Annotated in this window: 24 protein-coding genes and 3 pseudogenes; 16 read left to right on the forward strand and 11 right to left on the reverse strand. The window is 61.9% G+C overall.

Annotated elements, in window-relative coordinates:
- Nucleotides 1-225: 225 nt before the first annotated feature.
- Entirely contained in the window at nt 226-867 is a 642-nt protein-coding gene (locus NKH67_RS32270; protein WP_353032811.1) for a peroxiredoxin-like family protein, read from the reverse strand.
- Nucleotides 868-1284: 417 nt separating this feature from the next.
- Here NKH67_RS32270 and NKH67_RS32275 point away from each other — a divergent pair, with 417 nt between their 5' ends.
- The gene (locus NKH67_RS32275; protein WP_352768189.1) at nt 1285-1887 is read left to right on the forward strand and encodes a cupin; all 603 of its coding nucleotides are present in this window, start codon (nt 1285-1287) and stop codon (nt 1885-1887) included.
- A 55-nt stretch (nt 1888-1942) separates the two neighbouring features.
- Here NKH67_RS32275 and NKH67_RS32280 read toward each other — a convergent pair whose 3' ends face one another.
- Nucleotides 1943-2851 carry a hydrogen peroxide-inducible genes activator gene (locus NKH67_RS32280; protein WP_352680873.1) on the reverse strand — a complete coding sequence of 303 codons (909 nt, stop codon included), beginning with the start codon at nt 2849-2851 and terminating at the stop codon, nt 1943-1945.
- Nucleotides 2852-2998: 147 nt separating this feature from the next.
- Between NKH67_RS32280 and katG the strand changes: the two genes are divergently transcribed.
- Nucleotides 2999-5197, forward strand: coding sequence for a catalase/peroxidase HPI (gene katG / locus NKH67_RS32285; protein WP_353032806.1), 2199 nt, complete (start codon nt 2999-3001; stop codon nt 5195-5197).
- 80 nt (nt 5198-5277) lie between these two features.
- Here katG and NKH67_RS32290 read toward each other — a convergent pair whose 3' ends face one another.
- On the reverse strand, nt 5278-5955 hold the full coding sequence (locus NKH67_RS32290; RefSeq protein WP_023677138.1) for an MIP/aquaporin family protein: 678 nt from the start codon (nt 5953-5955) through the stop codon (nt 5278-5280).
- 344 nt (nt 5956-6299) lie between these two features.
- Here NKH67_RS32290 and NKH67_RS32295 point away from each other — a divergent pair, with 344 nt between their 5' ends.
- From NKH67_RS32295 to NKH67_RS32305, 3 genes are all read left to right on the forward strand, one after another.
- On the forward strand, nt 6300-7589 hold the full coding sequence (locus tag NKH67_RS32295; protein WP_352680877.1) for an RsmB/NOP family class I SAM-dependent RNA methyltransferase: 1290 nt from the start codon (nt 6300-6302) through the stop codon (nt 7587-7589).
- A gap of 125 nt (nt 7590-7714) precedes the next feature.
- Nucleotides 7715-8173 (forward strand): PaaI family thioesterase, encoded by a 459-nt coding sequence (locus NKH67_RS32300; protein ID WP_023677140.1) that lies wholly within the window; start codon nt 7715-7717, stop codon nt 8171-8173.
- 27 nt (nt 8174-8200) lie between these two features.
- Entirely contained in the window at nt 8201-8875 is a 675-nt protein-coding gene (locus tag NKH67_RS32305; protein ID WP_352680879.1) for a 5'-methylthioadenosine/S-adenosylhomocysteine nucleosidase, read from the forward strand.
- Here NKH67_RS32305 and NKH67_RS32310 read toward each other — a convergent pair.
- The gene (locus NKH67_RS32310; protein ID WP_352680882.1) at nt 8847-9173 is read right to left on the reverse strand and encodes a hypothetical protein; all 327 of its coding nucleotides are present in this window, start codon (nt 9171-9173) and stop codon (nt 8847-8849) included. The two genes, NKH67_RS32305 and NKH67_RS32310, sit on opposite strands and share 29 nt — an antisense overlap.
- A 71-nt stretch (nt 9174-9244) precedes the next feature.
- Between NKH67_RS32310 and NKH67_RS32315 the strand changes: the two genes are divergently transcribed.
- From NKH67_RS32315 to NKH67_RS32335, 5 genes are all read left to right on the forward strand, one after another.
- Nucleotides 9245-9778 (forward strand): MarR family winged helix-turn-helix transcriptional regulator, encoded by a 534-nt coding sequence (locus NKH67_RS32315; protein ID WP_352680884.1) that lies wholly within the window; start codon nt 9245-9247, stop codon nt 9776-9778.
- Nucleotides 9779-9833: 55 nt separating this feature from the next.
- Nucleotides 9834-11396, forward strand: coding sequence for a glutamine-hydrolyzing GMP synthase (gene guaA, locus NKH67_RS32320; RefSeq protein ID WP_352473470.1), 1563 nt, complete (start codon nt 9834-9836; stop codon nt 11394-11396).
- A 333-nt stretch (nt 11397-11729) separates the two neighbouring features.
- Complete coding sequence (locus NKH67_RS32325; protein WP_352680886.1) at nt 11730-12662, forward strand: alpha/beta hydrolase; 933 nt, start codon at nt 11730-11732, stop codon at nt 12660-12662.
- Nucleotides 12663-12699: 37 nt separating this feature from the next.
- Entirely contained in the window at nt 12700-13629 is a 930-nt protein-coding gene (locus tag NKH67_RS32330) for an RNA polymerase sigma factor (RefSeq protein WP_352681202.1), read from the forward strand.
- Nucleotides 13630-13666: 37 nt separating this feature from the next.
- Nucleotides 13667-14404 (forward strand): SGNH/GDSL hydrolase family protein, encoded by a 738-nt coding sequence (locus tag NKH67_RS32335; protein ID WP_352680888.1) that lies wholly within the window; start codon nt 13667-13669, stop codon nt 14402-14404.
- Nucleotides 14405-14476: 72 nt separating this feature from the next.
- Here NKH67_RS32335 and NKH67_RS34250 read toward each other — a convergent pair whose 3' ends face one another.
- Both NKH67_RS34250 and NKH67_RS32340 read right to left on the reverse strand, forming a co-directional pair.
- Nucleotides 14477-15055: a GFA family protein gene (locus NKH67_RS34250; protein WP_502893840.1), complete on the reverse strand. Its 579-nt coding sequence runs from the start codon at nt 15053-15055 to the stop codon at nt 14477-14479.
- Nucleotides 14983-15348, reverse strand: coding sequence for a VOC family protein (locus NKH67_RS32340; protein ID WP_352680890.1), 366 nt, complete (start codon nt 15346-15348; stop codon nt 14983-14985). Before NKH67_RS32340 ends, NKH67_RS34250 begins: the two co-directional genes overlap by 73 nt.
- A gap of 88 nt (nt 15349-15436) precedes the next feature.
- Between NKH67_RS32340 and NKH67_RS32345 the strand changes: the two genes are divergently transcribed.
- From NKH67_RS32345 to NKH67_RS32355, 3 genes are all read left to right on the forward strand, one after another.
- Complete coding sequence (locus NKH67_RS32345) at nt 15437-16093, forward strand: TetR/AcrR family transcriptional regulator (protein ID WP_352680892.1); 657 nt, start codon at nt 15437-15439, stop codon at nt 16091-16093.
- 704 nt (nt 16094-16797) lie between these two features.
- The gene (locus tag NKH67_RS32350) at nt 16798-17367 is read left to right on the forward strand and encodes a TetR/AcrR family transcriptional regulator (protein ID WP_352680894.1); all 570 of its coding nucleotides are present in this window, start codon (nt 16798-16800) and stop codon (nt 17365-17367) included.
- A 49-nt stretch (nt 17368-17416) separates the two neighbouring features.
- Nucleotides 17417-18334 carry an oxidoreductase gene (locus NKH67_RS32355; protein WP_352502127.1) on the forward strand — a complete coding sequence of 306 codons (918 nt, stop codon included), beginning with the start codon at nt 17417-17419 and terminating at the stop codon, nt 18332-18334.
- Nucleotides 18335-19047: 713 nt separating this feature from the next.
- Here the strand turns inward: NKH67_RS32355 and NKH67_RS32360 are convergent.
- From NKH67_RS32360 to NKH67_RS32380, 5 genes and pseudogenes are all read right to left on the reverse strand, one after another.
- Nucleotides 19048-19160, reverse strand: a pseudogene (locus tag NKH67_RS32360) (alpha/beta fold hydrolase); the annotation flags it as partial.
- A 3-nt stretch (nt 19161-19163) separates the two neighbouring features.
- Nucleotides 19164-19977, reverse strand: a pseudogene (locus NKH67_RS32365) (SDR family NAD(P)-dependent oxidoreductase).
- Between the two features lie 34 nt (nt 19978-20011).
- Entirely contained in the window at nt 20012-20518 is a 507-nt protein-coding gene (locus tag NKH67_RS32370; protein ID WP_352450990.1) for an SRPBCC domain-containing protein, read from the reverse strand.
- 3 nt (nt 20519-20521) lie between these two features.
- The gene (locus NKH67_RS32375) at nt 20522-21121 is read right to left on the reverse strand and encodes an NADPH-dependent F420 reductase (protein WP_352502129.1); all 600 of its coding nucleotides are present in this window, start codon (nt 21119-21121) and stop codon (nt 20522-20524) included.
- A 62-nt stretch (nt 21122-21183) separates the two neighbouring features.
- Complete coding sequence (locus tag NKH67_RS32380) at nt 21184-21918, reverse strand: SDR family NAD(P)-dependent oxidoreductase (RefSeq protein ID WP_352680897.1); 735 nt, start codon at nt 21916-21918, stop codon at nt 21184-21186.
- 275 nt (nt 21919-22193) lie between these two features.
- On the opposite strand from NKH67_RS32380, the gene NKH67_RS32385 reads away from it, so the two are divergent.
- The 3 genes and pseudogenes from NKH67_RS32385 to NKH67_RS34255 form a co-directional block, all read left to right on the forward strand.
- On the forward strand, nt 22194-23090 hold the full coding sequence (locus NKH67_RS32385) for a LysR family transcriptional regulator (protein WP_352680899.1): 897 nt from the start codon (nt 22194-22196) through the stop codon (nt 23088-23090).
- A gap of 507 nt (nt 23091-23597) precedes the next feature.
- Nucleotides 23598-24185, forward strand: coding sequence for an NAD(P)H-dependent oxidoreductase (locus NKH67_RS32390; protein ID WP_352502216.1), 588 nt, complete (start codon nt 23598-23600; stop codon nt 24183-24185).
- Nucleotides 24186-24281: 96 nt separating this feature from the next.
- Nucleotides 24282-24446, forward strand: a pseudogene (locus tag NKH67_RS34255) (GMP synthase (glutamine-hydrolyzing)); the annotation flags it as partial.
- Nucleotides 24447-24989: the final 543 nt, after the last annotated feature.

Genomic DNA, 24989 nt, shown 5'->3' on the forward strand with positions numbered 1-24989 from the left:
AAAGCCGATCCCGTAGAGAAGCGAGGCCCCGCGAAAGACGTCAAACGCCGGAGAAGCCGCAAGCTCGAAAGCGCTTGACCTCAACGTGCCGAATAGAGAAGTGCTTCAGGACTGCTGCAACCCGGACTTTTTCAACACTATCGACCCAGGACGGCCGTTCCCCGGTAGTGAGCGGGAAGGGCGCGGTCGTCGAGCGAGTTGTCAGCCGCCTATTTCCGCAGCCCATCAATGTGCAACTTGGGAAGCCGCTGACATCAATTCCTCCGGATTCGGCGCCTTGAAGGTATTGAGGCCATCCTCCAGAACTTCAGTGAAGTTCCAGCGTACGATGCCCGCCCGGTCGATTAGGAACTGACCGACAAGCTGCCCCTGGCCGGAAGCCATCGCCTGCTGGTCGGCTCCCGTAATCTCATATCCTTCCTTCTTGTTAAGAAACTCGTACATTGCCATGACGTCCATAGGCTCGGGCAACTCGCCCGGGAGATCGATACGGATCGCCATGACCGTGTCCATCCCGACCTCGCGCAAGCCGAAAGCACGGTGCGAGGCCCGCTCCGGGTCGGACGCGGCGAGAAGATCGGGTGCCGGGTGGTAACGGAAATAGAGCCGCGCCCGCTCGACTGGCGTATTGACCACCGCCAGGCATTCGACGCCTTTCTCACGCAGGGCCGGCTTGAGTTGCGCCATCGCCGCGACATGGCGCCGGCAGAACGGACAGTGCAGGCCTCGGAACAAACCGATCAACAACGGGCTACGGCCTCGAAAATCATCGAGCGCGATCTTGCCTTCGCGGGAGATCGCATCGAGAATAATATTCGGCGCCCGGTCGCCCGGCTGCAGCGGGCGTTCGACATTACTCATGGACATGGACAACCTCCTCGCCTCGGATAAGCACACCCAGCCATCCGGAGTTGAGTCCATGCTGGGCGACGCCAGGGCAAAAATGCGTTCGACCTTTGCCATATTGCCGAGGTCGAGATTACGCGCGTTGCAAGTGCATCATAACACGAAAAAAGCCTCTGCGGGTCGCCCGTTTCGCGAGCTGTCGCGAGCGCTGTGGCAAAACAATGTAATCGTCTCATCCGTGCAATGGGACGACGCAGCGGCGGGACCGATTGGATCTTCACATGCTTGCGGTGTTCAAGTCTTGAAACTTGGGCGGCTTCGATGTGCCCGGACGTCAAATGCCGACCGCACAGATCGCAGATCTCTGCCCTCAGCGGAACCGACCCGCCATGCAGCCGGTTAATCGGCATGAAGCCACCACCAATCCAAGGCCGCATCATGAGCATTCTGCAAACCACGAAGAAAGCCGTCGAGCAGGTCACCGGTATCGCCAGGCCGGGCCGGCGAGAGGTCGCCGACCTCCTGAGGCCGCGCAAACCGAATGCGTTTCGGTTCAGCGATGATGGCCTGGTGCCCAACCATCCGTCCTGGCCGCTTGTCGTCTATCGCGGCGCCGTGAAGCTGCCCGAGGAATTCGATCCGGCGGCCGTCATGGAGGCGCTTTTCGAGGCAAACGGCTGGGGCGATAGCTGGCGCAATGGCATCTACGACTACGTCCACTACCATTCGCGGATACACGAGGTGCTGGGCGTTGCGCGCGGCACGGCCAAGGTCCGCTTTGGCGGCAGCAAGGGACGAACGCTGCCGCTGAAGGCCGGCGACGTCGCGGTTCTTCCGGCCGGCACCGGGCACCAGCGTCTTTCCGCATCCGACGATTTTCTGGTTGTCGGCGCCTATCCTCCATCCGGCACCTATGACCTGTGTACGACCGCCGCCGACCATGCCAAGGCAGTCGTCACGATCCCCAGGGTCGGCCGTCCGCGCAAGGACCCTGTCTATGGAAGCAACGGCCCGTTGCTCGCAGCCTGGAAAAGGGATTGAAGCCGTTTTCTTGCAGGTTGGCTTCGGGGCTAAACCCGGATCCTTGACCCGCCGCTCAAGCCGCCAGCACCGCCGCGTCCAGCCCGCGGATGATCTTCGCCAGTTCGACGCATTCGTCGTGGCGCACCTTGTTGCGCCGCCAGGCGAGGCAGATCGTGCGCTGCGGCATCGGTTCCTGGAACGGCACGATCTTCAAATCGGGGATAGTGCTGGCCGGCCCTGCCGCCATTTCCGGGATGAGCGTGACGCCGAGCCCGTGCGCCACCATCTGTAAGAGCGTCGTCAGGCTGGTCGCGCCATAGCTTGCCATCGCCACCGGCCGCACGTTGCCGCACACGGCGAGCGCCTGTTCGCGCAGGCAATGGCCTTCCTCCAGCAGCATCAGCCGCTCCAGTGCCGGGCTCTCCGGTGGCACCGGCGGCGAGGCGAAGGCGGGATCGCCGGCCGGCACGGCCAGGAAGAACCGGTCGGAGAAAAGTTCCTCGGTAACCAGGCCTGGGTAATCGAGAGGCAGCGCCGCGACGAAAGCGTCGAGCTTACCCGAACTGGTGTCCTCGACCAGCGAGGCGGTCACCGCTTCGCGCAGTTCCAGCTGCAAGGCCGGGAAATGCCGTTTCAGCTCCGGCAGCACATGCGGCAAGAGATAGGGCGCCACCGTCGGGATGATGCCGAGCCGGAAGCGGCCTTCCAGCGCCGGGCGGCCGCGCCGGGCCGTCGCCTCGACGTCGCGGACGTCGGCAAGAATGCGCTCGATGCGCGGCAGCAGGGCCACGGCCTCATCGGTCATCCGCACCACCTTGCCGCCGCGCTCGAACAGACGGCAATTCAGCCGCAGCTCCATCTCGGCGATCTGCGAAGACAGCGCCGGCTGGCTGACGCCGGCGAGTTTTGCGGCACGGCCGAAATGCAGCGTCTGCGCCAGCGCCTCGAAATAATGCATCTGCCGGACGGTTAAACCGATCATAAGGAAAACCTATCAGAATAAACAGCAAAGGCAATTTGTCTTTATCGGCTGGGCGGGCTAGTCTGGAACCATTCCAGGATGGCGCGGCCGCCGGCCCTGCCCGGAAAATCAACAAAATCCCGAAAAATCAACAAATCGGAGGCAAAGATGGACGCGAAAACCGACGACAACAGCGCCGGCAAATGCCCGGTCCCACATGGATCGGCCAGGAGGAGCAACCGTGACTGGTGGCCGAACCAGCTTGACCTTGGCGTCCTCCATCAGCAGTCCAGCCTGTCGGACCCGATGGACGAGGACTTCGACTACGCCAAGGAATTCAAGAGCCTCGATCTCGATGCGGTGATCAGGGATCTGCACCAGGTGATGACCGATTCGCAGGATTGGTGGCCGGCCGATTTCGGCCATTACGGCCCGCTCTTCATCCGCATGGCCTGGCACAGCGCCGGTACCTATCGCATCGGCGACGGCCGTGGCGGCGCCGGCGCCGGCCAGCAGCGTTTCGCGCCGCTCAACAGCTGGCCGGACAATGCCAATCTCGACAAGGCGCGCCGGCTGCTGTGGCCGGTCAAGCAGAAATACGGCAGGAAGATCTCCTGGGCCGACCTGTTGATCCTCACCGGCAACGTCGCGCTGGAATCGATGGGCTTCAAGACCTTCGGCTTCGCCGGCGGCCGCGCCGATGTCTGGGAGCCGGAGCAGGACGTCGACTGGGGATCGGAAACCAAGTGGCTCGCCGACGAGCGCTATTCCGGCGACCGCGAACTTCAGGGCCATCTCGGCGCCGTGCAGATGGGGCTGATCTACGTCAACCCGGAAGGGCCGAACGGCACGCCCGATCCATTGGCCGCAGCGCGCGATATCCGCGAAACCTTCGCTCGCATGGCCATGAACGATGAGGAAACCGTGGCGCTCATCGCCGGCGGTCACACCTTCGGCAAGACCCACGGCGCCGGTGATGCATCGCTGGTCGGCCCGGAGCCGGAAGGCGCCGGCATCGAGGCGCAGGGCCTCGGCTGGTCGAGCAAGCACGCCACCGGCATTGCCGGCGACGCCATCACCTCGGGCCTCGAGGTGACCTGGACCACGACGCCGACCAAATGGAGCAACAACTTCTTCGACAATCTGTTCAACTACGAATGGGAGCTGACCAAGAGCCCGGCCGGCGCCCATCAGTGGACGCCGAAGGGCGGCGCCGGTGCAGGCACCGTGCCGGACGCGCACGATCCCTCCAAGCGCCGCGCGCCGGCGATGCTGACCACCGACCTCGCGCTACGCGTCGACCCGGCCTACGAGAAGATCTCGCGGCGCTTCCATCAGAATCCTGATCAGTTCGCCGATGCCTTCGCCCGCGCCTGGTTCAAGCTGACGCATCGCGACATGGGTCCGGCCGTCCGCTATCTCGGCCCGCTCGTGCCGAAGGAAGAGCTGATCTGGCAGGACCCGATACCGGCAATCGACTACGAGCTGGTCAGCGAGCAGGACATCGTCTCGCTGAAGGCGAAGATCCTGGCCTCCGGCCTGTCCGTCTCAGAACTGGTCTCGACCGCCTGGGCCTCGGCCTCGACTTTCCGCGGCTCCGACAAGCGCGGCGGCGCCAACGGCGCCCGCATCCGCCTGGCGCCGCAGAAGGATTGGGAGGTCAACCAGCCGGCGCAGCTGGCCAAGGTGCTCGAGACACTCGAAAGCATCCAGAAGGGTTTCAATAACTCGCAGTCCGGCGGCAAGAAGGTCTCGCTTGCCGACCTGATCGTTCTTGGCGGCGTCGCCGCGATCGAGAAGGCGGCGAAAGACGGCGGCCATGACGTGGGGGTGCCGTTCACGCCAGGCCGCATGGACGCCTCGCAGGAACAGACCGATGTCCAGTCCTTCGCCGCGCTCGAGCCGAAAGTCGATGGCTTCCGCAATTATGTCAGGGGCAAGCCGCCGATGTCGGTCGAAGCGATGCTGGTCGACCGGGCGCAGCTGCTGACCTTGACGGCGCCGGAGATGACGGTGCTCGTCGGCGGGTTGCGGGTGCTCGGCGCCAACACCGGTCAGTCGAAGCACGGGGTGTTCACCGACAGGCCGGGCACGTTGACCAACGATTTCTTCGTCAACCTGCTCTCCATGAACACGATCTGGGATCCGGCCGCCGGCTCAGATGAGGTCTACGAAGCGCGCGACCGCAAGACCAGGGCAGTCAAGTGGACCGGCACCCGCGCCGACCTGATCTTCGGCTCGCACGCGCAATTGCGTGCGCTGGCCGAGGTCTACGGCTCGGCGGACGCCGGGCGGAAGTTCGTCAGGGATTTCGTCGCCGCCTGGACCAAGGTGATGAACGCCGACCGTTTTGACCTCGCGGCCTGATCCGGGCATACGAATTTCTCGACGCAACAAAAAAGGGCGCGGGCCTCGACCCGCGCCTTTTTCATGAAGCCTTCGAAAAGTCAGTCTTTCTCGAAGATACCGGCCTTGGCGACCACGCCGGCGATGGCGCCGCCGATCAGCGGCGCGACGATGAACAGCCAGAGCTGGCCGATCGCCGCAGTTCCCGAAAACAGCGCCGGTCCGATCGAACGGGCCGGGTTGAGCGATGTGCCGGTCACCGGAATGATGGCGAAGTGCAGTCCGGCCAGCGTCAGGCCGATGACCAGGCCGGCGAAGGCCGTCGTGTGCTTGGCGTTGGTGACGCCGAGGATCACCGTGACGAAGGTGAAGGTGCCGATCAGCTCCCACAGGAAGGCCGAGCTGACGCCCCATTTCGTCACGTCCCAGCCATTGGCGCCGAAGCCGCCGGTGTGGCCGCCGACCTGTCCGGAGACGATGATCCACAGCGCCAGCGACGCGATGATGGCGCCGATGACCTGCGCGATCCAATAGGGAATGACGTCCCTGGCCGGCATCCGCCCGGCGAGGAACACACCGAGCGTCACCGCCGGATTGAGGTGCGCGCCCGAAATCGGGCCGATCGCATAGGCCGCCGCGATCAGGCCGATGCCGAACGCCAGACCGATACCTTCCTGGCCAAGCGGCAGCGCGCCGCCGAAGCCGCCCGTCACCACCGAAGCCGTGCCGATGAACACCAATAGAAACGTGCCTAGAACTTCCGCCAGATAAGTTTTCATTGCCCTCTCCTCGTATCGACCCGCGGCTCCGCTTTTTCTGCGACGCGAATCACCGCGCAAAGAGTATTCGCAACCGGAAAACTTGCAAAGCAGAGCAGTTTCGCAAGCCGCTATGCTTGTGAGCGCCGGACACGAACATTAGAGACGTATAATATATTTATCGAATTGTTCGTTCCGCATGCCGGCGCCCGCCTGGTGGCCGCGGCTCGCGATGCACCAACCCACATTCGTCACCCCTCGGCATGGATCGTCTCGCCGTCGGCGAAACAGAACTGTTTCAATCAGGGCACGAAAAGCTCTAAGAGCAGGGCCGGAATTAATTTACTGAGTAATGGAAGACGACAATGAGACTGGGCGGGCGGCTGGCGGCAGCCATTGAAGTGCTTGACGAAATTGGCCGTCGCCACCGGCCGGTGGCCGATGCGCTGAAGGACTGGGGCCTGTCGCACCGCTTCGCCGGCGGCGGCGACCGCGCCGCGATCGGCAACATCGTCTACGACGCGCTGCGCCGCAAGCGCTCGGCCGGCTGGCTGTTGGGCGAAGATACACCGCGCGCCATCGGCTTCGGCGCGCTGCTGCTCGAATGGGGCCAGACGGCGCAGTCGCTGAACGAGGCGCTCGAGGGCGACAAGTTCGCGCCGCCGCTGCTTACCGCCGACGAATTGAAAACGCTCGGCGGTCGCCGGCTTGCCGATGCGCCGCCGGCCGTCAGGGCAGACATCCCCGACTGGTGCATGCCGCTGTTCGAACGGGCGTTCGGCACGGCCTGGGTGGAAGAGGGTGCCGCGCTGGCGACGCGCCCGCCGCTCGATCTCAGGGTCAACACGCTGAAGGCCGATCGCGGCAAGGTGCTGGCGGAACTGGCGGAGACGGGCGCCAAGCCTGCCCGGATCGCGCCGCACGGCATCCGCATCCCGCCGATCGAGGGCGACGGCAGGCACCCGAACGTGCAGGCCGAACCGGCCTTCCAGAAAGGCTGGTTCGAGGTTCAGGACGAGGGTTCCCAGATTGCGGCCGAACTGGCCGGCGCCGAGCCTGGGATGCAGGTGCTCGACTTCTGCGCCGGCGCCGGCGGCAAGACGCTGGCGCTGTCCGCGGCGATGGACAATCGCGGCCAGATCTTCGCCCACGATGCCGAGAAGGCACGGCTGGCGCCGATCTTCGACCGCATCCGCCGTTCGGAAAACCGCAATGTGCAGGTCGTCACCAGGCCGGCCGAGCTGGCGCCGCTCGGCAAGCACATGGATATCGTCTTGATCGATGCGCCCTGCACCGGCAGCGGCACCTGGCGGCGCCGGCCGGATGCTAAATGGCGATTGACGCAGAGACAGCTCGACGCCCGCAAGGGCGAGCAGGAGACGATCCTCGATGCCGCCAGGGACTTCGTCAAACCCGGCGGCCTGCTGGTCTACATCACCTGTTCGGTGTTCGACGAGGAGAATGGCGACCAGGTTTCGGCGTTCCGGGACCGCCATCCCGATTTTGTCCCGGTCGATCACCGCCAGCTTTGGGACAGCCGTTTTGCGGGCCACGAAGCGGCAATGCGCATTGGCGCCGCGGGCGGCATTTCGCTGTCGCCATTGCTGAGCGGCACCGACGGCTTTTACTTCTGCGCGCTGCGGCGGGCCGGCTGAATCGTTGCTATCGATACAGGGCTAAGCCGAATGCTGCAGTGCAGCATTTGCGATTGCCTGCCGCCCACCCCTCTGCGATAAATGCCTTTGCAATAAGATTTGCCGAGAAACGAAGGGCGACGGCCATGGCAGCAAAGATCGTTCCTGCTCCCGATTATGAGGACCGCGTCAGGACGTCCTTCGCGCGCCAGAACGCGATGATGACGATTGGCGCCGAGCTGACGCTGGTGACGCCCGGCATCATCGAGATCGAAATGCCCTATTCTGCGGCGCTGACGCAGCAGCACGGCTTTCTCCATGCCGGCGTCATTTCGACGGCTCTCGACTCGGCCTGCGGCTATGCGGCATTCTCGCTGATGCCGGAAAATTCCGGCGTGCTGACCATCGAGTTCAAGGTCAATCTGCTGGCGCCCGGCAGGGGCGAGCGCTTCCTGTTCCGCGGCTCGGTGACCAAGCCCGGCCGCACCATCATCGTCGCCGATGGACAAGCCTATGCGTTCGCCGTCGATGGCGAGGCCAAGCTGATCGCCACGATGACCGGAACGATGATGACAGTGCTCGGCCGCGACGGCATCGAGGGCTGAGGAGCGGGCAGGGGAGGATGGACGATCATGGCCGGCAAGGCACCTGGTGAGCTCACCCCGATCTCCGGCAAGTCCGTTCTCTTCGTCATGGCGGCCGAGGCCGAATACGGTCCACACCTGCAACGGCTGTTCACACCGCTGATGACCGGCGTCGGACCGGTCGAGGCCGGCGTCGGACTCAGCGCCGAACTATCCCGGCTGCATGCCGGGATGGCGCTGCCGGATCTCATCGTGTCGCTCGGGTCGGCGGGCAGCCGGACGCTGGAGCAGACGGAAATCTACCAGGCCGTTTCGGTTGGCTACCGCGACATGGACGCCTCGCCCCTGGGGTTCGAGAAGGGCGCCACCCCGTTCCTCGACCTGCCTGTCAGCGTGCCGCTGCCGTTCAGGATACCAGGCGTCAGACAGGCGACGCTGTCGACCGGGGCGGCAATCGTCACCGGCGCCGCCTACGACGCGATCGCCGCCGACATGGTCGATATGGAGACCTTCGCCTGCCTGCGCGCCTGCCAGCTGTTCGACGTTCCGCTTATCGGCCTGCGCGGCATTTCCGACGGCGCGGCCGATCTGAGACACGTTGGCGACTGGACCGAATATCTGCACGTCATCGACGAGAAGCTGGCCGCGGCGGTGCAACTGCTGCAACAGGCGATCGCCTCAGGCGCGATCGACTTCAAGCTTGTTGGGGCGGCAGGTTCTTAGCGTTGCCGAACAGCACGCCGATCATCCTGAAGCGAACGGCGTTGTCGCGATTGATGTAAGTGACTGACCCGGGCTCGTGATCGAGGGTCCAGCGTCCGGTCGCGCCGGTGTCCCAGTCGGCGACATAACCGTCATCGAGCATCCGCCAGCGCCCGCGTCGCGCCTCGCCATCGTCGAGCAGCATGTGCGCGGCACCCTCGCTTTCAAAATAGACGTAAGCCTCCTTGCCGTTTCGTTCCAACACATGGGTCATGCCCGGAATGAGCATTGCAAGGGCTTCCTTCTGAAGTGCTGCCATGATTTCCTCCTGAATTGAAGTCGCCGATTGCCTTGACCGGCATCGCCACTTAGAGTGAACTAGTAGTCAAGATGCTTGACTATGTATCGGGCGAGAAGAATTTGGTCAAGGGCCTTGACGAAAAACCTGAAGCGCTGCCGGATCACATAGGTTGGCGGCTGTGGCAGGCGAGCCGCGCCTGGCAGACCGAGTTCGCCGCTGCGATGCGCGCTGCCGGCCATCACTGGTTCACCGAAGCGCGTGCCGGCCTGCTTGGACATATCCCGCGCGGCGGCATGCGCCAGTCGGCGCTGATCGAGCGCTCGGCGATCTCAAAGCAGGCGATTCAGCAATTGCTCGATGGCCTGGAGACGGAAGGTGTGTTGCACCGTCTGCCCGATCCGCAAGACGGTCGCGGCAAGCTTGTGCGCTACACCCGCAAGGGCCTGGACGCCCTGCGCGATGGCGACCGCATCAAGCTGCAGATCGAACGGAGCTATGTTGCCCGCCTTGGTCACGAGCGTTTCGCGGCGCTGATGGGCGCCTTGCGGTCACTCGATACAACGCAAACTGATGCATTGGACAAAGCCTCTGGCGTTCAGGACGATACACCGGAATCGAAGTGAAAGCGCGACCTCACAACCCATTGCGCCGACTCGTTTCTTTCTCTAAACGCTCGCCATGAAAACAGCCAATCATCCCGACACCGTCCTGATTGTCGATTTCGGCAGCCAGTTCACCCAGCTGATTGCCCGCCGCATCCGCGAGGCCGGCGTCTTTTCCGAGATCGTGCCCTTCCAGTCGGCCGAGGCGGCGTTCAAGCGCATCGATCCGAAGGCGGTGATCCTGTCCGGCGGTCCGGCCTCGACCGGCGACATCGGCAGCCCGCGCGCGCCGCAGATCGTCTTCGATGCCGGCGTGCCGGTGCTCGGCATCTGCTATGGCCAGATGGCGATGTGCGTGCAGATGGGCGGCGTCGCCGAAAGCTCCGACCACCGCGAATTCGGCCGCGCCTTCGTCGAGATCGCCAAGGACAGCCCGTTGTTCGAGGGCCTGTGGGCGCCCGGCCAGCGCCACCAGGTGTGGATGAGCCATGGCGATCGCGTCATCTCCCTGCCCAAGGGGTTCGAGGTGCTCGGAAAATCGGAGGGCTCGCCCTTCGCCATCTTCGGCAATGTCGAGCGCAAAATGTACGGCCTCATGTTCCACCCCGAAGTGGTGCATACGCCGGACGGCGCCAGGCTGCTCCGCAACTTCGTCCACAACATCGCCGGTATCGAAGGCGACTGGACGATGCGCGCCTACCGCGAGCACGCGGTCGAGACGATCCGCAAACAGGTCGGCAAGGGCAAGGTGATCTGCGCGCTGTCGGGCGGCGTCGATTCCTCGGTCGCGGCCTTGCTGATCCATGAGGCGGTCGGCGACCAGCTCACCTGCATCCTTGTCGACCACGGTCTGATGCGCAAGGACGAGGCATCAGGCGTGGTGGAGATGTTTCGCCAGCATTACAATCTGCCGCTGATCCTGGTCGACGCTTCTGACCGTTTCATCGGCGCGCTCGAGGGCGAGTCGGACCCCGAGAAGAAGCGCAAGACCATCGGGCGGCTGTTCATCGAAGTGTTCGAGGAGGAGGCCGAGAAGCTCGGCGGCGCCGATTTCCTGGCACAAGGCACCCTCTATCCCGACGTCATCGAAAGCGTCTCTTTCAGCGGCGGCCCGTCGGTGACGATCAAATCGCATCACAATGTCGGCGGCTTGCCCGAACGCATGAACATGCAGCTGGTCGAGCCGCTGCGCGAATTGTTCAAGGACGAGGTGAGGGCGCTCGGCAAGGAGCTCGGCCTGCCCGACAGCTTCATTGGCCGGCATCCGTTCCCCGGTCCCGGTCTCGCCATCCGCTGTCCGGGCGGCATCACCCGCGAAAAGCTGGAGATCCTGCGCGAGGCCGACGCCATCTATCTCGACGAGATCCGCAAGGCCGGACTCTACGACGCCATCTGGCAGGCCTTCGCCGTGCTGCTGCCCGTGCAGACCGTCGGCGTGATGGGCGACGGCCGCACCTACGAGTTCGTCTGCGCGCTGCGCGCCGTCACCTCGGTCGACGGCATGACGGCAGACTTCTACCATTACGACATGGCATTCCTGGGAGCAGCCGCCACCCGCATCATCAACGAGGTACGCGGCATCAACCGCGTCGTCTACGACGTGACGAGCAAACCGCCAGGCACCATCGAGTGGGAGTGACGAGGAGTACTGCGGAGTAGAAGAGGATAGAGCAGCACGTTTAAGGCGATGTTGGCTCGGCGATAATAGTCAATAGTCCCAGCCCCCGGCCACCCGGCGACGGCATAGACGAAGCATCTGGCCGATCGGCGAATGTCTGGAACGAACGTCCCACAGAGAAGGGTGGAGCAGCCTAGCCTTGCTGGGTTTGACACCCGGGGTCCGCGGCAACTGCCACCGGCGAGGCGTTGCATCTGCCGGCCACGTATCCTTTCGCTGGGCTCATCCGTCTTAGCTGTTCATGGGCACGGTCATCCTTGACATCGCCCTCCTGGACGAATTGGAGCGTGACAAATGAACAGCAAGCAGAGCCTAGCGAACAAGATACACTACGAAACGCTCGCGGAGGCTTTTCGCAGCGGTCGAGAATCGCCACAGGAAGCATCCGAGTGGTCCGTTTTGACGGCAGAACCGGGCGGCGTCGATTACGTCGAGACGAAGGTCGGCGACAAGACCGCGCTGTGGGTTCAGCCAAAAACGGCGGCCAAAGACCGGGTCATGCTTTACCTGCACGGCGGTGGCTATGTCGGCGGATCGATCTGGACCCATCGCAAGATGGTCGGACACCTTGCTAAGGCGATCGGCTGTTACGCTCTGCTCGCTACGTACGACTACGTTTTCCAGAGCAAGTTTCCGCGCCAAATCGAGCAGGCCGTGACCGCGTTCGAATGGCTCGCCGAGCAGGGTGTCGCGCCGAAGCACACCATAGCTGCAGGCGATTCCGCTGGTGCTGGCCTGATCGTTGCGGCGGCGATGAAACTCCGCGATGCGGGACGGCCGCTGCCGGCCGCGATCCTCAGCATCTCTGGCTGGTATGATCTGTCGGCGAGCGGGCACTCCTACGAAAGCAACCGCGAGAAGGACGCCTTCTTCCAGAAGGCGGTCGTGGATATGCTGGTATCGCAAGTCCTTGCAGGGACCGATCCCCGGCATCCACTCGCCAGCCCGATCTTTGCCGATCTGAAGGGCCTGCCGCCGATCTATCTGCAAGTGGGTGGAGACGAAACCCTGCTCGACGACAGCCGAGCGCTCGCCGACCGCGCGAAAGCCGCCGGCGTCGAGGTGCGCTTAGACGTATTTCCGGGGATGCTGCACTCGTTCCAGATGATGGCCGGCCGCGCTCCCGAAGCCGACGACGCGATCGCGCGGTTGGCACAATGGGTTCGCCCCAAGCTTGGTCTGGCCGCAACCGCGGCAACACGCGCTGAAGGTCAGGAGGTCGCATGACTGGCAAATTGAAACCAAGATGTGGCAGCTGAAGGACATGCCCGAGCGACCGACCGGCCTGTTCGATGCGCGATATCGCGCCTTCCTCGAGACGGTGTCAGGCGTCCGCGCCCAACTGCATCGCTACTGCGCCCGCATGACGGGCTCACGCCTCGACGGTGAGGATCTCGTGCAGGAGACGCTGTTCGAGGCCTACACGAAGATTGAGACCCTCGATGATCCCCGCCGGCTAAAACCCTGGTTGTTTCGCATCGCTCACAATCGCTGCATCGACTTTCTGAGGCGACGCGATGTGCGCGAGCGCGCGGAGCACGGCTATTCGGACGACATCGGCGTTGTCTCTGCAGAGCCGGCAGCGACCGATGCACGCCGCGCCATCGAACGGCTGGTTGGCCGCCTGCCGCCCAAGGAGCGCGCCTGCATCCTCTTGAAGGACGTGTTCGACTATTCGCTGGAAGAGACCGCAGAACTCGTGGAATCGACGGTTGGGGGCGTCAAAGCCGCGCTCTCCCGCGGACGGGCGAAGCTCGCCGACTTGCCCGCTGAACCTGCCGGTGAACCGAACCGTCCGCTTGATCCCGACACCGCGCGGCTCTTGCAGCGCTATGTTGACCTCTTCAACCGCCATGACTGGGATGGCGTGCGGAGCCTGACCAGCGCCGATGCTCGGTTGCGGGTCGCCGACTGCTTCGACGGCCTGGTCAGAAGTTCTCCCTATTTCGTCGAATACGAGCGAAACCCGGAGACGTGGACCATGGAGTTGGGGGCGATCGACGGAGAGCCTGTCCTGATCGTGCTCTTCCAGCGAGGCGACCGGTGGCAGGTCGCGTGGCCGGTTCGTGTCCATGTCGCCGGTCGCGTCATCGATCGCATCGAAGATTATTATGCCTGTCCATGGATGTTGGAAAACGCCGCGGAATCCGACCTGAAACTCATGACTGGGCCGGCCGTTTTGGGAAGAGCATAAGGCGACGATTTCTCACTTCTGGCCTGGCGGAGTTACGATGGTGCGTCCTCAACGAAAAATCGTGGCGTGCCTCGGGTCGAGCAGCACGGCGGGCAAGCGCCAGGCATTCGATTGGATGGCGGAGCTCCGCCGGCGGCCGGGCAACGGGCAATTTGAGTTCCGGAATTTTGGCGTCGGCGGCGACTTGGCCTACAATGCGCTGCAGCGGTTGCCGGATGTGCTCGCCTGCCGTCCCGACAAGGTCATCGTCTGGGTCGGCGGGAATGATGTTCTCACGCTCGTGTCACGCAAAGTGCGGCGGTTCTTTACGTTTTGGAAGCGTCTGCCCCGCACGCCTTCGCCCGATTGGTTCCACGAGAATCTGGCCGAGATAGCACGCAGGCTGAAGCGCGAGACGGCGGCGGACATCGGCCTTTGCTCGCCCCCTCCGATAGGAGAAGCGCCGGATTCGGACGACCCGTTCCAGAGCGAGCTCAACCGGCGGATCAAGGAATATTCTGCGATCGTGGCGGCCATCGCGCACGAGGAACGCTGCGGCTATGTCCCGCTCCATGAGGCGCTCACCGAGGAAGTTTGCGCCTCGCCTGGCCGGGCCTACACGGCGTTCAACTTTCTTCCATTCTATCGCGATGCTTTTCGCGTACTGGTGCTGCGGCAGCGTCCGGATGATGTCGCCCGCGTAAATGGCTGGCTATTTCACACCGACGGCGTGCACTTGAACAGCCGGGCAGGGCTGATCGTGGCGGATCGCCTACAGAAATTCATTCAGGCCTGAGCCCTGAGCGGCAAGGCTGTATCCGATTTGCGCACCTATCTGAATGTCTTATCGCGCAGGCTGGCGGCCGATTTATCGACCTAGCAACATCGCCACGCGCGATGCCAAAAGTTTAACGACGAACCCTAGAGGATAACCCCGGTGGCTCGGCACGTCGTCAGGAATGACATCGCTGTCCGACTTGAACTTCGTGCAAATCCGCAGCTGCAGTGGCGGGAGTTCTCCGTGAAACCGCGCTCTGTATGCCGAGACCCAATGTGGACCTCTATCGAAGTTCATTAACATCGCTGAATTGCAGCACATGGCGATGACCCTATTCGTGGCTGAAGTTTCCTTAAGCTTGTAACCCCTCAGCAATTCGGCCCCCTTGGAGCACTCGATGCGGTCCTTTCGATAGAGGATGTATGCGGTGCCGCCATCGGGATCGCGTATGGCGCCAGCACCTGGCAAAGCTTCGATCTGATCAGCTCCCTTCCGGCAGTCGTCGCAGTAGCAGGCACTGCTCACGATCGGCCTGCCAAAGGCTTTGAGTTCGACGCCACCGCAAGAGCAAGTTGCGGTCATGATAGGTGAGTGCGTCATCTGCTGGTGATCATCATGCGATTGCCCTCGCTGTCCCGAAACTCCGCGATCGTGCGCCCCGGTTGCCATGGCGCGGGGCGCGGTTCTGCTATGATCTCGGCGCCTCGCGATTTGAGTCTCTGAACGGTGACTTCGATTTCGTTGTCAACCAGCACGAGGACGGGCCCCTCAGATGGTGTTTCGTCCTTGCGCCTTAAGAAGTGGAGGGTGGTTTCGGCACCTGGAAATCCGAGTTCGATCCATCGCCACCCATCATTGCCCATTGGCTGATCGGCGACGACGCGGCAGTTCAGGTGATCGCTGTAGAACGCCTTGGCGCGTTCCTGGTCGAACACCGGAAGCTCCGCGAACTGGATGTGCATTGTCGATCTCTCCCCATTGCATCTCGGTCCAAATCAAACTAGACGGTCCAGTACCCGTGAGTCAATCGGCAGCGGACACGCCAGGAGCATGACCACGACGCGTTCAGCAGGTGCTACAGAAGAACTCGAACCGCACGGACGGTCGGCGAAAAAGCGCCGGGCCATCCTCGAGGCGGCGACAGAAGTGTTTCTGCAAAAGGGCTATCTGGCCACCAATATGGACGAGATCGCGGCGCTTGCGGCGGTGTCGAAACAGACCGTCTACAAGAATTTTCCGAACAAGGAGATGCTGTTCGTGGAGATCGTGAGCAGCTTGACCAATCGAGCCAGCGATAGGGTCCACAGTAAAATGCCCGAACTCGCCGAGGGCGAAGATATTGCCGAATATCTTCGGCGCTATGCGTACCGACAGCTTACCACCGTGCTCACGCCGCGCGTCATGCAGCTACGCCGTCTGGTGATCGGTGAGGTCGGCCGCTTCCCGGAACTGGCAAAGGCGCTCTTCGATGGCGGACCCGGGCGCGCAATTGCGGCGATGGCAGTGTTGTTCGAGCGTTTGGCTGATCACGGCCTGCTTGCGATCGATGATCCGGCCGTCGCCGCTTCCCAGTTCAATTGGTTGATTATGGGCGAGCCATTGAACAGGGCCATGCTGTTGGGTGACGAGTCGATTCCGAAACCGGCGAAGCTTCGACGGCACGCCGCGGCCGGCGTACGGGTGTTCCTTGCGTCATACGGCAAGTGAGGCACGCCACGGCGACGAGCGAATGCCGGGCGCAACCGTGCGGACCGCTCGGCCGTGTTTGACGGTCCTTTTTTTGGTCCCCAGTGGGTCGCGGCTTGTTGCGGCGCGGCTGTCGAAAATCGACCGATTGTTGTCGATAGTCGCCGAAACCGAGCCGATCCCGAATCGCCGAAATTCCCTTTTGAAATCAAGAGCGCAGATTTCTGACGGATCGCAGGGTCGGTTCTTTAGGGCGTGCAGAAAAGTTTGTGCTGCCGCGTCAACGCGTTACCATGGCTCAAAACAATCGAGTGGGAGTGACGGGAGCGTAGTTTCGGATACTGCGGGAAACTGTGTCGTAGTGTAGGCGGCTCACACATCTCGATAGATACCGAATAATGTCCGCTTGTGGTGCCGTTCACGCTTTTGGATTGGTCAGGGCTGGGCGTGCCATCACCTGCTCTCATCGAAGTAGGCATGATGATGCCCCGGGACTGCAATCAAGGCCCTGAATCCAATGCATTTCCCTTTCGACAGACATCTCGATCCCCACTGCGTCCCTTATTGAAAAGGCAGCCGCAGCCTCATGGTGTGTGCCCACACAATCTTCATTCGAGCTTGGTCGGTATGGACCGCGAAAGATGCGGGGCTGCATCCCTTGACCAATCTCATGCCATTCTCTATATAATCGAGTATGTACTCACTCAATGTCGTTGGACGGAAATATGGCGCGTCCCCTCAGTGAAGAAAAGCGACAGGCACTGCTCGATGCAGCGGCCAAGTTCGTCGCCAGCCTGGGCACAGGCGCGTCCACGGCCAAGATCGCAAAGGCTGCTGGCGTGTCTGAGGGAACGCTGTTCACTTACTTTCCAACCAAGGACGATCTGCTCAACCAGCTCTTTCTCGAGATCGAGGCCGACTTGGTAGAGATGATGCTGGCGCCATATCCGGCGGACGCCTCCCCCAAAGACCGACTATTCGCGGTCTGGAACCGTCTGATTGACTGGGGACTGGCTCACGCCACGGCGCGCAAGGCCCTTCGTCAGTTGAAGGTGTCGGATCGCGTGACAGCGGAAAGCCGGAACCGGTGTCACGCCATGCAGCGGGATGCGCGGACGATGGTGGAGGAGTGTCTCGCCGGCCATGCCGCGCCTGACAGGATCGCCTTCTACATCGATACCATTCTCTTCGACTTGGCCGACATCAGCATCAACGCGGTCACAGCCAAACCTCAGGAAAGTGACGCCATCCGGCAGGCCGGGTTCGACCTGTTCTGGAAGGGGTCTGCCGCCTGAGTTTTACCCCATAAATGAGTATGTAGTCACTCATAGATAAGGATCGAAAATGTCGAATTGCAAGGGTTTCACCGAAGCTAATGTTCCCAAGCAGACGGGAAAAAGCTTCATCGTCACAGGCGCCAACGCCGGCGTCGGGTTCGAAATCGCGCGGGTGCTTGCCGCCAGGGGCGCGCGCGTCCTGCTTGGCTGCCGCGAGCAGACCAGGGCGCAGGACGCCATCGCGCGGATCAAGCGGATCACGCCGAATGCCGATCTCGTCTGGTTGCCGCTCGACCTCGGTGACCTGGACAGCGTTCGCACCGCAGCCGAGATCGCGGCGAAGGAGCCACGGATCGATGCGCTCATCAACAATGCCGCGATCATGAATCCGCCGCTGACGCGCACGAAGCAGGGGTTCGAATCGCAGTTCGGCGTCAATCATCTCGGCGTGTTCGCGCTCACCTCGCTGCTCCTGCCCAAACTGGCGGAGACGCCGGGATCGCGGGTGGTCGTGACCTCGAGCATCGCGCATCTGAAGGCCAAGATCGACTGGGACGACCTCAACGCCGACAAGAGCTACATCAAGACCGATCGCTACGGCGGCAGCAAATTGGCGAACGCGCTGTTCTTCTTCGAACTGGATCGTCGCCTGCGCGCGCCGAAGTCGCCCGTCACAGCCATCGGCGTTCACCCTGGCGTCGCCAATACAAGTCTTGGCCGCCACATGGGGATTGTCCAGATCGCAGGCCCAATCGTCGGCCTGCTGCTCAATAGCTCCGACAAGGGCGCGTGGCCGGCACTTTTGGCTGCGACCGGCAAGGTGAAGCCCGGAGGCTATTACGGTCCCACCGGCCTTGGCGGAATCCGCGGTGTAGCCGGCGAAGCAAAGCGCGCGCCGCATGCCGAAGATCCCGCGCTTGCGAAGCGGCTCTGGGACGTCTCCATCGCCATGACCGGCATCGATCCAGGCTTGCCGGCCACCTGACTTCACGGCGACACGGTGCGTCAGGCCCTCGTGTAGGCTTGCTCTGGGGCGCGGATTGGACGAGCCTCGCCCGGGCGACGAAACCTTGCTATAAGAGACATGACGGTACTTTTCCGCTGTTAGCGGAGCGGCTCCCAGCCGCTAAAAATCGGCTCTCAGAGGCAATCGACCTCGATAGATGCCGAAATCATGCGAAAAATATTCAGTGAAAAATCTGTTTAAAATCAACAGCGTAGATTTTTGACAGCCCCCATGTCGGCTTATTGTCATCTAAACTGAGAAATTTCGAGCGAAATCAGATGCTTATGGTCCGTCCGAACAATCGAGTGGGAGTGAGGGGGCGTGCGGTAGAGTAGGTTGGAGTACTGTGGGATATATTCGGAAATTGTTGGTCAACGATAGGAGGCGATAGTTCGCGGGCGATTCTGCAAGAACAAGCAGCCGTTTTGCAGGTCGGCGATAGACCTTCGATTATGTGTAGAGATGCTCAAAGGGATCGATCCACCGCGCCGTTCACAGCACATGCTTTGGATTGGGATCGGAGCGCCGATCAATTCCTCGGACAATAGACATTATGTTCCGTGGATTTGTATCATGGTCTAAGCCCCGGGGCGGGACCAACGAGACGAGCACACAGCCGCCGAGCACAGCGGGGACGGCGCCGTAGCTGAATACGTTCTCGTGCCTCGCATAGTTTCAGAGTGCTCCCGCAATGCGTGGACCGTGCGCATGCCGTGCGCCAGATCCCTGTAGGCTTAAGCGTGCCATGCTTCAGCAGCTTGGCCGACAGCGGACCCGAGTTGGCGAACGGCACAATTTGGTCGTCCTGCTACGCGACGAAGCGGACCACGCCACCATCCACCCGCAAAGCCGCGCCGGTGGTCGCCGAAGCCTGCTCCGAGCATGTGTAGATGATCATGTTGGCCACCTCATCGGTGGTCGCGAAGCGGTGGATGAGGCTCGTCGGACGCATCGCCTGCAGGAAGCCCTGCTCGGCTTCGTGCTGCGTGATTCCATTTGCGCCAGCCTGTTTCGCCATGAAGTTGCCCAGGATCTCAGAGCGGGTAGGTCCCGGCAGGACGGCGTTGACGGTGACGCCCGTGCCCGCGACCGCCTCGGCAAGCCCGCGTGAGACCGCGAGTTGAGCGGTCTTGGTCATGCCATAGTCGAGCATTTCCTTAGGGATGTTGACTGCGGATTCGCTACTTATGAACACGATGCGGCCCCAGCCTTTCGCCACCATCCGCGGCAGGTAATGAACGGCTCGCGCGCACGCCACTCATTACGTTCAACTGGAAGAGGTCAAGCCAGTCCTCATCGGGGATATTTGCGATATCCTCGACGCCGTTGTAGCTCCGGATGTGTGCTGTACCGACGTTGTTCACAAGGATATCGGCGTCAGGCGCATGCGCGATCAAGGCCTTTGCCCCCTCCGCTGTCGCAAGATCAGCGGCGATACCCGAGATGTCGCTGCCGGGGAAGGCCTGCCGCATCTGCCGCACCGCCTCATCGACCCGAGCGTTTCCACGGCCGTTGACGACGACCGATGCACCGGCACGTGCCAACCCCTCCGCCGTCGCGCGGCCGATACCGGCGGTGGATCCGGTAACAATGGCCTTGCGGCCTTTGAGTTCGATATTCATCTCATTCATCTCCAAAATTAAACAGGAAGCGCAATCAATCCACTGTCGTCTTCGCTGTTTCCGCCTCCGCTGCGTGGGCGAGGCTTTCGACCCAGTCTTGGTGATACCGATAGAGTGCGCCGGGATGTTTGCGCCCGAGTTCATCGAGGAAGAAGGGGCCCTGCTGCGTTTCCTCGGTCAGCACATGGCAGCCATGGTCCGTAGGCGTGATGACCCAGCCATGGTATGCGCTTGAGCCGGTCTCGTCGCCATCAACTGTCGTCGCCCATGCGAGCCTGCGAAGGGGCTCGCATTCCGTCACGACCAGACTCATCGGAAATCCAACCGTCACACGGCTGTATCGCGTTCCGAGCGCCAGTTCCGGCTCCCCCGTCAGAATCTTGACCTGATCCTCGGCGGGAAAGTAGCTCGACCAATTCTCGGCTTCGACGAGCAGCTTCCAGACCGCTTCAGGCGGCGCCTTCACGTCAATGTCGTTGAGTGCGTAGATGGCCGACGTTTTCGGATCATATCGCTCGGGCCAAGTCACATGGTCGTACATCGATTACTGCTCCTTCTTGAACAAATCCTGGAAGATGAGCTGGCCCCAAGTGCGGCCGCGCGCGTGCACCAGCGCGCCACCCTCGTTGAGCTTTCCCAGCTTGACGGGTGCGAACCCGAGTTGTTTGGCCAAGGCCGCCACGGGAGCGGTCGCGTCCTCGTCGTCGCTCGACAGAAAGACGACACGGTGCCCGCCCTGGACGATCGGATCGGCAGCCAGAGTGGCCGCACCCAGATGATTGAACCCTTTGACGAGCTTGGCGCCGGTGAACGCCTTCGCGACGAAGGCGGAGGACGGGAGACCGTCCAGCTCTTCAGGCACTGGAAACGCGTTCATCGCGTCGATGACTGTCTTGCCTTCCCAGCTCGGCAGAGCCTTCGCAACCTCGCGATGCTCCCCGAACGGGACTGCCAAGATGATTGTGTCGGCCTCGAGTGCATCCCGCAGCGACTTGGCGACTACCGTGGGTCCAATCGCCCGAGCCTGCGGCGCCAACGCCTCGGGCGGTCGGCGGCTCGCGACGGCCACGTCGATGTTTTTACGGGCGAAGGCGTGGGCGAGGGCCTGGCCTATCTTACCGAATCCTACAATTGCGTAGCTCATGATCTTCTCCGATCCGTGTTGGTATTGATTTCCCCGGCCTTCAACGGCGCTGGGTTAGCGCGTCAGAGTTGCGCAAGACCGCCGTCAACGGCGACCTCGCTGGCAGTCATGAAGCTGCTGTCCGACGACGCGAGAAAGGCCGCCGCCGCCCCGATCTCCGCCGGATCGGCCATGCGCTGGAGCGGAGTCATCGAGGCGAAGACCTTCTGGCCCTCCTCGCCTAGCGCTTCCTTCGCTAGCTCGGTCGCAGTGGCCCCGGGCGACAGCACGTTTACCCGGATGCCGGTGCCCTTTAGGTCCCCCGCCCAGGTCCGCGCGAGGTTGCGCACTGCCGCCTTGCTCGCGCTGTAGGCGCTCATCCCCGGGGCGCCCGTGGTGCCAGCGCTCGATCCGGTCAGGATTATCGAACCGCCCTCGCTCATCAGCGGCAGCGCCTTCTGGATCGTGAAGATCGTACCCTTCACATTGGTGTCGAAGGTTTCGTCAATGTGCTCGGCGGTGATCTCGCCGAGCCGAAGCTGGCTTCCCGCCCCGGCATTGGCAAAGACGATGTCGAGGGTTCCACGCTCGGCCTTCACCGCAGCGTAAAGTCGGTCGAGGTCGGTCAGATCGGAGACCGAGCCCTTCACCGCGCGGGCATTGGGCCCGAGGTCGGCCACAGCGGCGTCGAGCGCTTCCTGCCGACGGCCGAAGATGAAAACGAAGGCGCCCTCCTCGATGAAGCGCTTTGCTGCGGCGCGGCCGATGCCGGTAGCGCCGCCGGTGATGACTGCAACCTTCCCTTCAAGCTTTCCCATGACTTATCCTTCCAGGCCTTCGCCTTTGGTTGTGCGGGGACACCCCGAGAACCTCGAAATGGGTCCGCCGGCGTCAGTTGTTGAGTGCGGAAGCGCGCACATCGGTGGTGCGAAATCGATCCGGCTGGACGACTGACGCCAGCCGCGACGATCGGCGTCCGCCGTTCGGAATTGAGCCGCGCGCGTCGACATAGGCTATGATGACCGCCCGTACTGCTGTTCGATGTGTTAGATACGGGCTTTGGAAGGCGCACCGCGCGGTGCCGGATTGCACCATGATCGACTGGGATGACGTTCGCTACTTTCTTGCCGTCGCGCGCGGAGGCTCGGTGCGGGCCGCCGCCGAGCGCCTCGGCGTGAACCACTCGACCGTGCTGCGACGTGTCGCCCAGCTCGAGGAACGCCTCGGGGTGCACATGTTCGAAAAGCTGCCTTCGGGCTACCGCCTGACGACTGCGGGCGAGGAGGTCCTCGAGTTCGCGGACCAGATGGAAGTGTCGTCGCACCTGCTGGAGACGCGCGTCTTCGGGCGCGACCAGAGCGTGCGCGGGCTTCTGCGGGTGACGCTGGCACCGCCCCTCGCGACACACCTGCTCATGCCGGACTTCGCCGACTTCGAGCGTCTGCATCCGGACATCGAGATGGAAATCTTGTCGTCCGGCGAGCTGGCAAATCTGACCAACCGAGAGGCCGACGTCGCGATCCGCGTCGTCTACGACCGCAAAACCCTGCCGCTCAATCTTCACGGCCTGAAGGGACCGGAGCTGTTCGGCGGCGTCTATATGTCCTGCGATCGACTAGCCGCGTGGCGTGCGGGCGCACCTGATCCCATCCGGTGGATCGTCATAAGCATTCATGGAATTCCGGAATGGGCCAGCGAGGGTGAGGTTCGCACCACGGCGGTTCCCTTCAGGACCACGGACGCCGAGGCGCAGATCGTTGCTGTACGGCAAGGGCTCGGGATCACGACACTGCCCTGCTTCGTCGGCGATGCCGACCCCCTGCTGGCGAGGGTGCCGGGCACCGACCTGCACATGTACGGAACGCTCTGGCTTCTCACACAGGGGGAGACACGCAAGACGAAGCGCGTACGGCTCTTCACGGAGTTCGTATCCCGCAGGCTCGCCGCGTACGCGCCGCTTCTCGCGGGGCTGTCCATATCGCGCGACTGACGCCTGGCAGGTCGCCGATGGCGCTGTCTCGAGCGGTCGGCGGCCGTCAGAAAGAAATCGACCGATTGATACCGATAGTCGCCAAAACGAGCAAATCGTGGACCGTCGAAATTGGTGTTTGAAATCAAGAGCGCAAATTTCTGACGGATCGCAAGAGGGTTCTTCGTCATGCGCAAAGGATTTGCGATAGCCAAATCAGCGAGTTACCATAGCTATGAACCATCGAGTGGGAATGGGGGGGAGTCTTAGCGAGCTGCCGAGAGCAGAGTGGCGGAAGCGATAATACCCCGGCAGATGTAGGCGATTGTCCTTGCATGGTGGCCCTAGTCCCTCAAGGCGACGAGAAGGGCCATTCTCGGCGTTGAAAAACAATTGCTCTTTGAAGACTGTGGCGCGTACAGCTATTTCGAAATCCCATGATTGGTATGAGAAGCTTTGCCCGAGCACCGCGCCGCACGAATGATGACGCGCAGCGCAACCAAATTGGGGAGGATTCAAAATATTAGTATGCGATGTCTGATTGTCACGGCTCATCCACTCAATCCAAGCCTTTGCCAAACGCTTTCGAACGCAGCTATCGACACCCTGGTGGATGCGAAGCACCAGTGCCGACATGTTGATCTGTATCGATCTGGCTTCTTCCCGGCTCTTACACCGGCGGAGCGTGCGAGCTACTATTCCGGATTCGAGACCACAGAGGTAGCTAAAGAGATTGAGGATCTTCTCTGGGCCGAGACTATCGTCTTGATTTTTCCCACGTGGTGGTTCGGACCTCCAGCTATATTGAAGGGCTGGTTCGACAGGGTATGGGTGCCTGGTATTGCATACGATCACGCAGCCGATCTTGGTGCCATACAACCGCGACTTCACCAGTTAAGGAAGGTGGTTGCAATAACAACTTTGGGCTCACCTTGGTGGGTCGATTGGCTGATCCTCAGGCGGCCAATGCGGCGTGTTCTCAAGACAGCTATTCTGAATACCTGTGCTCCTCAAGCCTCGCTTACGTTCCTTTCATTTTACAAGGTTGAAAGTCTGCCTAGGCAAGGCGTCGATGCTGCGATAAATCGCATTAGATCAATGCTACAGCGTCTATAGCTAAGCCCCGTCACAATGCTCCTTTTCCTTGAAGGGCGCACGTAGAGCAATGCCCGTGGGGACAGCGCGGCTCGTGACCGCTGCCCTTATCGGTATGTACGCGCATCACCATCGGTAGATGGCAGCACTGCGGATATCTACCGTCACGACATGGCATTCCTGGGCGCAGCCGCCACCGGCATCATCAACGAGGTGCGCGGCATCAACCGCGTCGTCTATGACGTGACGAGCAAACCGCCAGGCATAATCGAGTGGGAGTGAGGGAAACGGCGATGATAGGCGGCTCTAGCGTAGAATTTCGCAGAAAATACAATGATTTGCGGGCAGGGCAGACTGCTAGCCAGGGCACCTTATCAATGGAATTGACAAACCTATCAAGTCGATCGTTAAGTTTTATCGGAGCGCCTGGCGCGGCTCCCAGCTTGTAGCAGATCACTCTGACGGTACTTTTGACGGTACTTTTCGTATCCGACAGAGCATTCTAAAAAGTACCGTCATTCGTTTTTGGGATTTGACGGTACTTTTCTGTGTGTCAACGCTTTGAAATATAACGAAAATTGCCCGTAGCATGACATTTCTGCGCTGACGGTACTTTAGTTATCGACATACATAGTTTCAGCTTTGGCTGCGGTACCGATCGATGTTCCGGACCCGATAGCATATCGTCGGATGGCACCGTCGCATCACCTATCAAATGTTGTCCCGACTGCTGCCGGATCAGTTGTGTGCGTCAAGTTCTGCAAAATGGCGTGGCATTGCGTTGACGTCGGCGTGTCCGCCGCGCAGCCCCCGTGTTTAGCGGAG

The organism is Mesorhizobium sp. M0968 (assembly GCF_040319065.1).
Taxonomy (GTDB): domain Bacteria; phylum Pseudomonadota; class Alphaproteobacteria; order Rhizobiales; family Rhizobiaceae; genus Mesorhizobium.

Coding starts and splice junctions, on each gene's coding strand:
- NKH67_RS32385 (WP_352680899.1), top strand. CDS start 22,194: ATGATCGACTGGGATGACGTTCGCTACTTTCTTGCCGTCGCGCGCGGA.
- NKH67_RS32350 (WP_352680894.1), top strand. CDS start 16,798: ATGGCGCGTCCCCTCAGTGAAGAAAAGCGACAGGCACTGCTCGATGCA.
- NKH67_RS32305 (WP_352680879.1), top strand. CDS start 8,201: ATGGCCGGCAAGGCACCTGGTGAGCTCACCCCGATCTCCGGCAAGTCC.
- NKH67_RS32390 (WP_352502216.1), top strand. CDS start 23,598: ATGCGATGTCTGATTGTCACGGCTCATCCACTCAATCCAAGCCTTTGC.
- NKH67_RS32280 (WP_352680873.1), bottom strand. CDS start 2,851: ATGATCGGTTTAACCGTCCGGCAGATGCATTATTTCGAGGCGCTGGCG.
- NKH67_RS32275 (WP_352768189.1), top strand. CDS start 1,285: ATGAGCATTCTGCAAACCACGAAGAAAGCCGTCGAGCAGGTCACCGGT.
- NKH67_RS32355 (WP_352502127.1), top strand. CDS start 17,417: ATGTCGAATTGCAAGGGTTTCACCGAAGCTAATGTTCCCAAGCAGACG.
- guaA (WP_352473470.1), top strand. CDS start 9,834: ATGAAAACAGCCAATCATCCCGACACCGTCCTGATTGTCGATTTCGGC.
- NKH67_RS32310 (WP_352680882.1), bottom strand. CDS start 9,173: ATGGCAGCACTTCAGAAGGAAGCCCTTGCAATGCTCATTCCGGGCATG.
- NKH67_RS32290 (WP_023677138.1), bottom strand. CDS start 5,955: ATGAAAACTTATCTGGCGGAAGTTCTAGGCACGTTTCTATTGGTGTTC.
- NKH67_RS32370 (WP_352450990.1), bottom strand. CDS start 20,518: ATGTACGACCATGTGACTTGGCCCGAGCGATATGATCCGAAAACGTCG.
- katG (WP_353032806.1), top strand. CDS start 2,999: ATGGACGCGAAAACCGACGACAACAGCGCCGGCAAATGCCCGGTCCCA.
- NKH67_RS32325 (WP_352680886.1), top strand. CDS start 11,730: ATGAACAGCAAGCAGAGCCTAGCGAACAAGATACACTACGAAACGCTC.
- NKH67_RS32380 (WP_352680897.1), bottom strand. CDS start 21,918: ATGGGAAAGCTTGAAGGGAAGGTTGCAGTCATCACCGGCGGCGCTACC.
- NKH67_RS32330 (WP_352681202.1), top strand. CDS start 12,700: ATGCCCGAGCGACCGACCGGCCTGTTCGATGCGCGATATCGCGCCTTC.
- NKH67_RS32345 (WP_352680892.1), top strand. CDS start 15,437: ATGACCACGACGCGTTCAGCAGGTGCTACAGAAGAACTCGAACCGCAC.
- NKH67_RS32335 (WP_352680888.1), top strand. CDS start 13,667: ATGGTGCGTCCTCAACGAAAAATCGTGGCGTGCCTCGGGTCGAGCAGC.
- NKH67_RS32375 (WP_352502129.1), bottom strand. CDS start 21,121: ATGAGCTACGCAATTGTAGGATTCGGTAAGATAGGCCAGGCCCTCGCC.
- NKH67_RS32340 (WP_352680890.1), bottom strand. CDS start 15,348: ATGCACATCCAGTTCGCGGAGCTTCCGGTGTTCGACCAGGAACGCGCC.
- NKH67_RS32300 (WP_023677140.1), top strand. CDS start 7,715: ATGGCAGCAAAGATCGTTCCTGCTCCCGATTATGAGGACCGCGTCAGG.
- NKH67_RS32315 (WP_352680884.1), top strand. CDS start 9,245: ATGCTTGACTATGTATCGGGCGAGAAGAATTTGGTCAAGGGCCTTGAC.
- NKH67_RS32295 (WP_352680877.1), top strand. CDS start 6,300: ATGAGACTGGGCGGGCGGCTGGCGGCAGCCATTGAAGTGCTTGACGAA.
- NKH67_RS32270 (WP_353032811.1), bottom strand. CDS start 867: ATGTCCATGAGTAATGTCGAACGCCCGCTGCAGCCGGGCGACCGGGCG.
- NKH67_RS34250 (WP_502893840.1), bottom strand. CDS start 15,055: ATGGCAACCGGGGCGCACGATCGCGGAGTTTCGGGACAGCGAGGGCAA.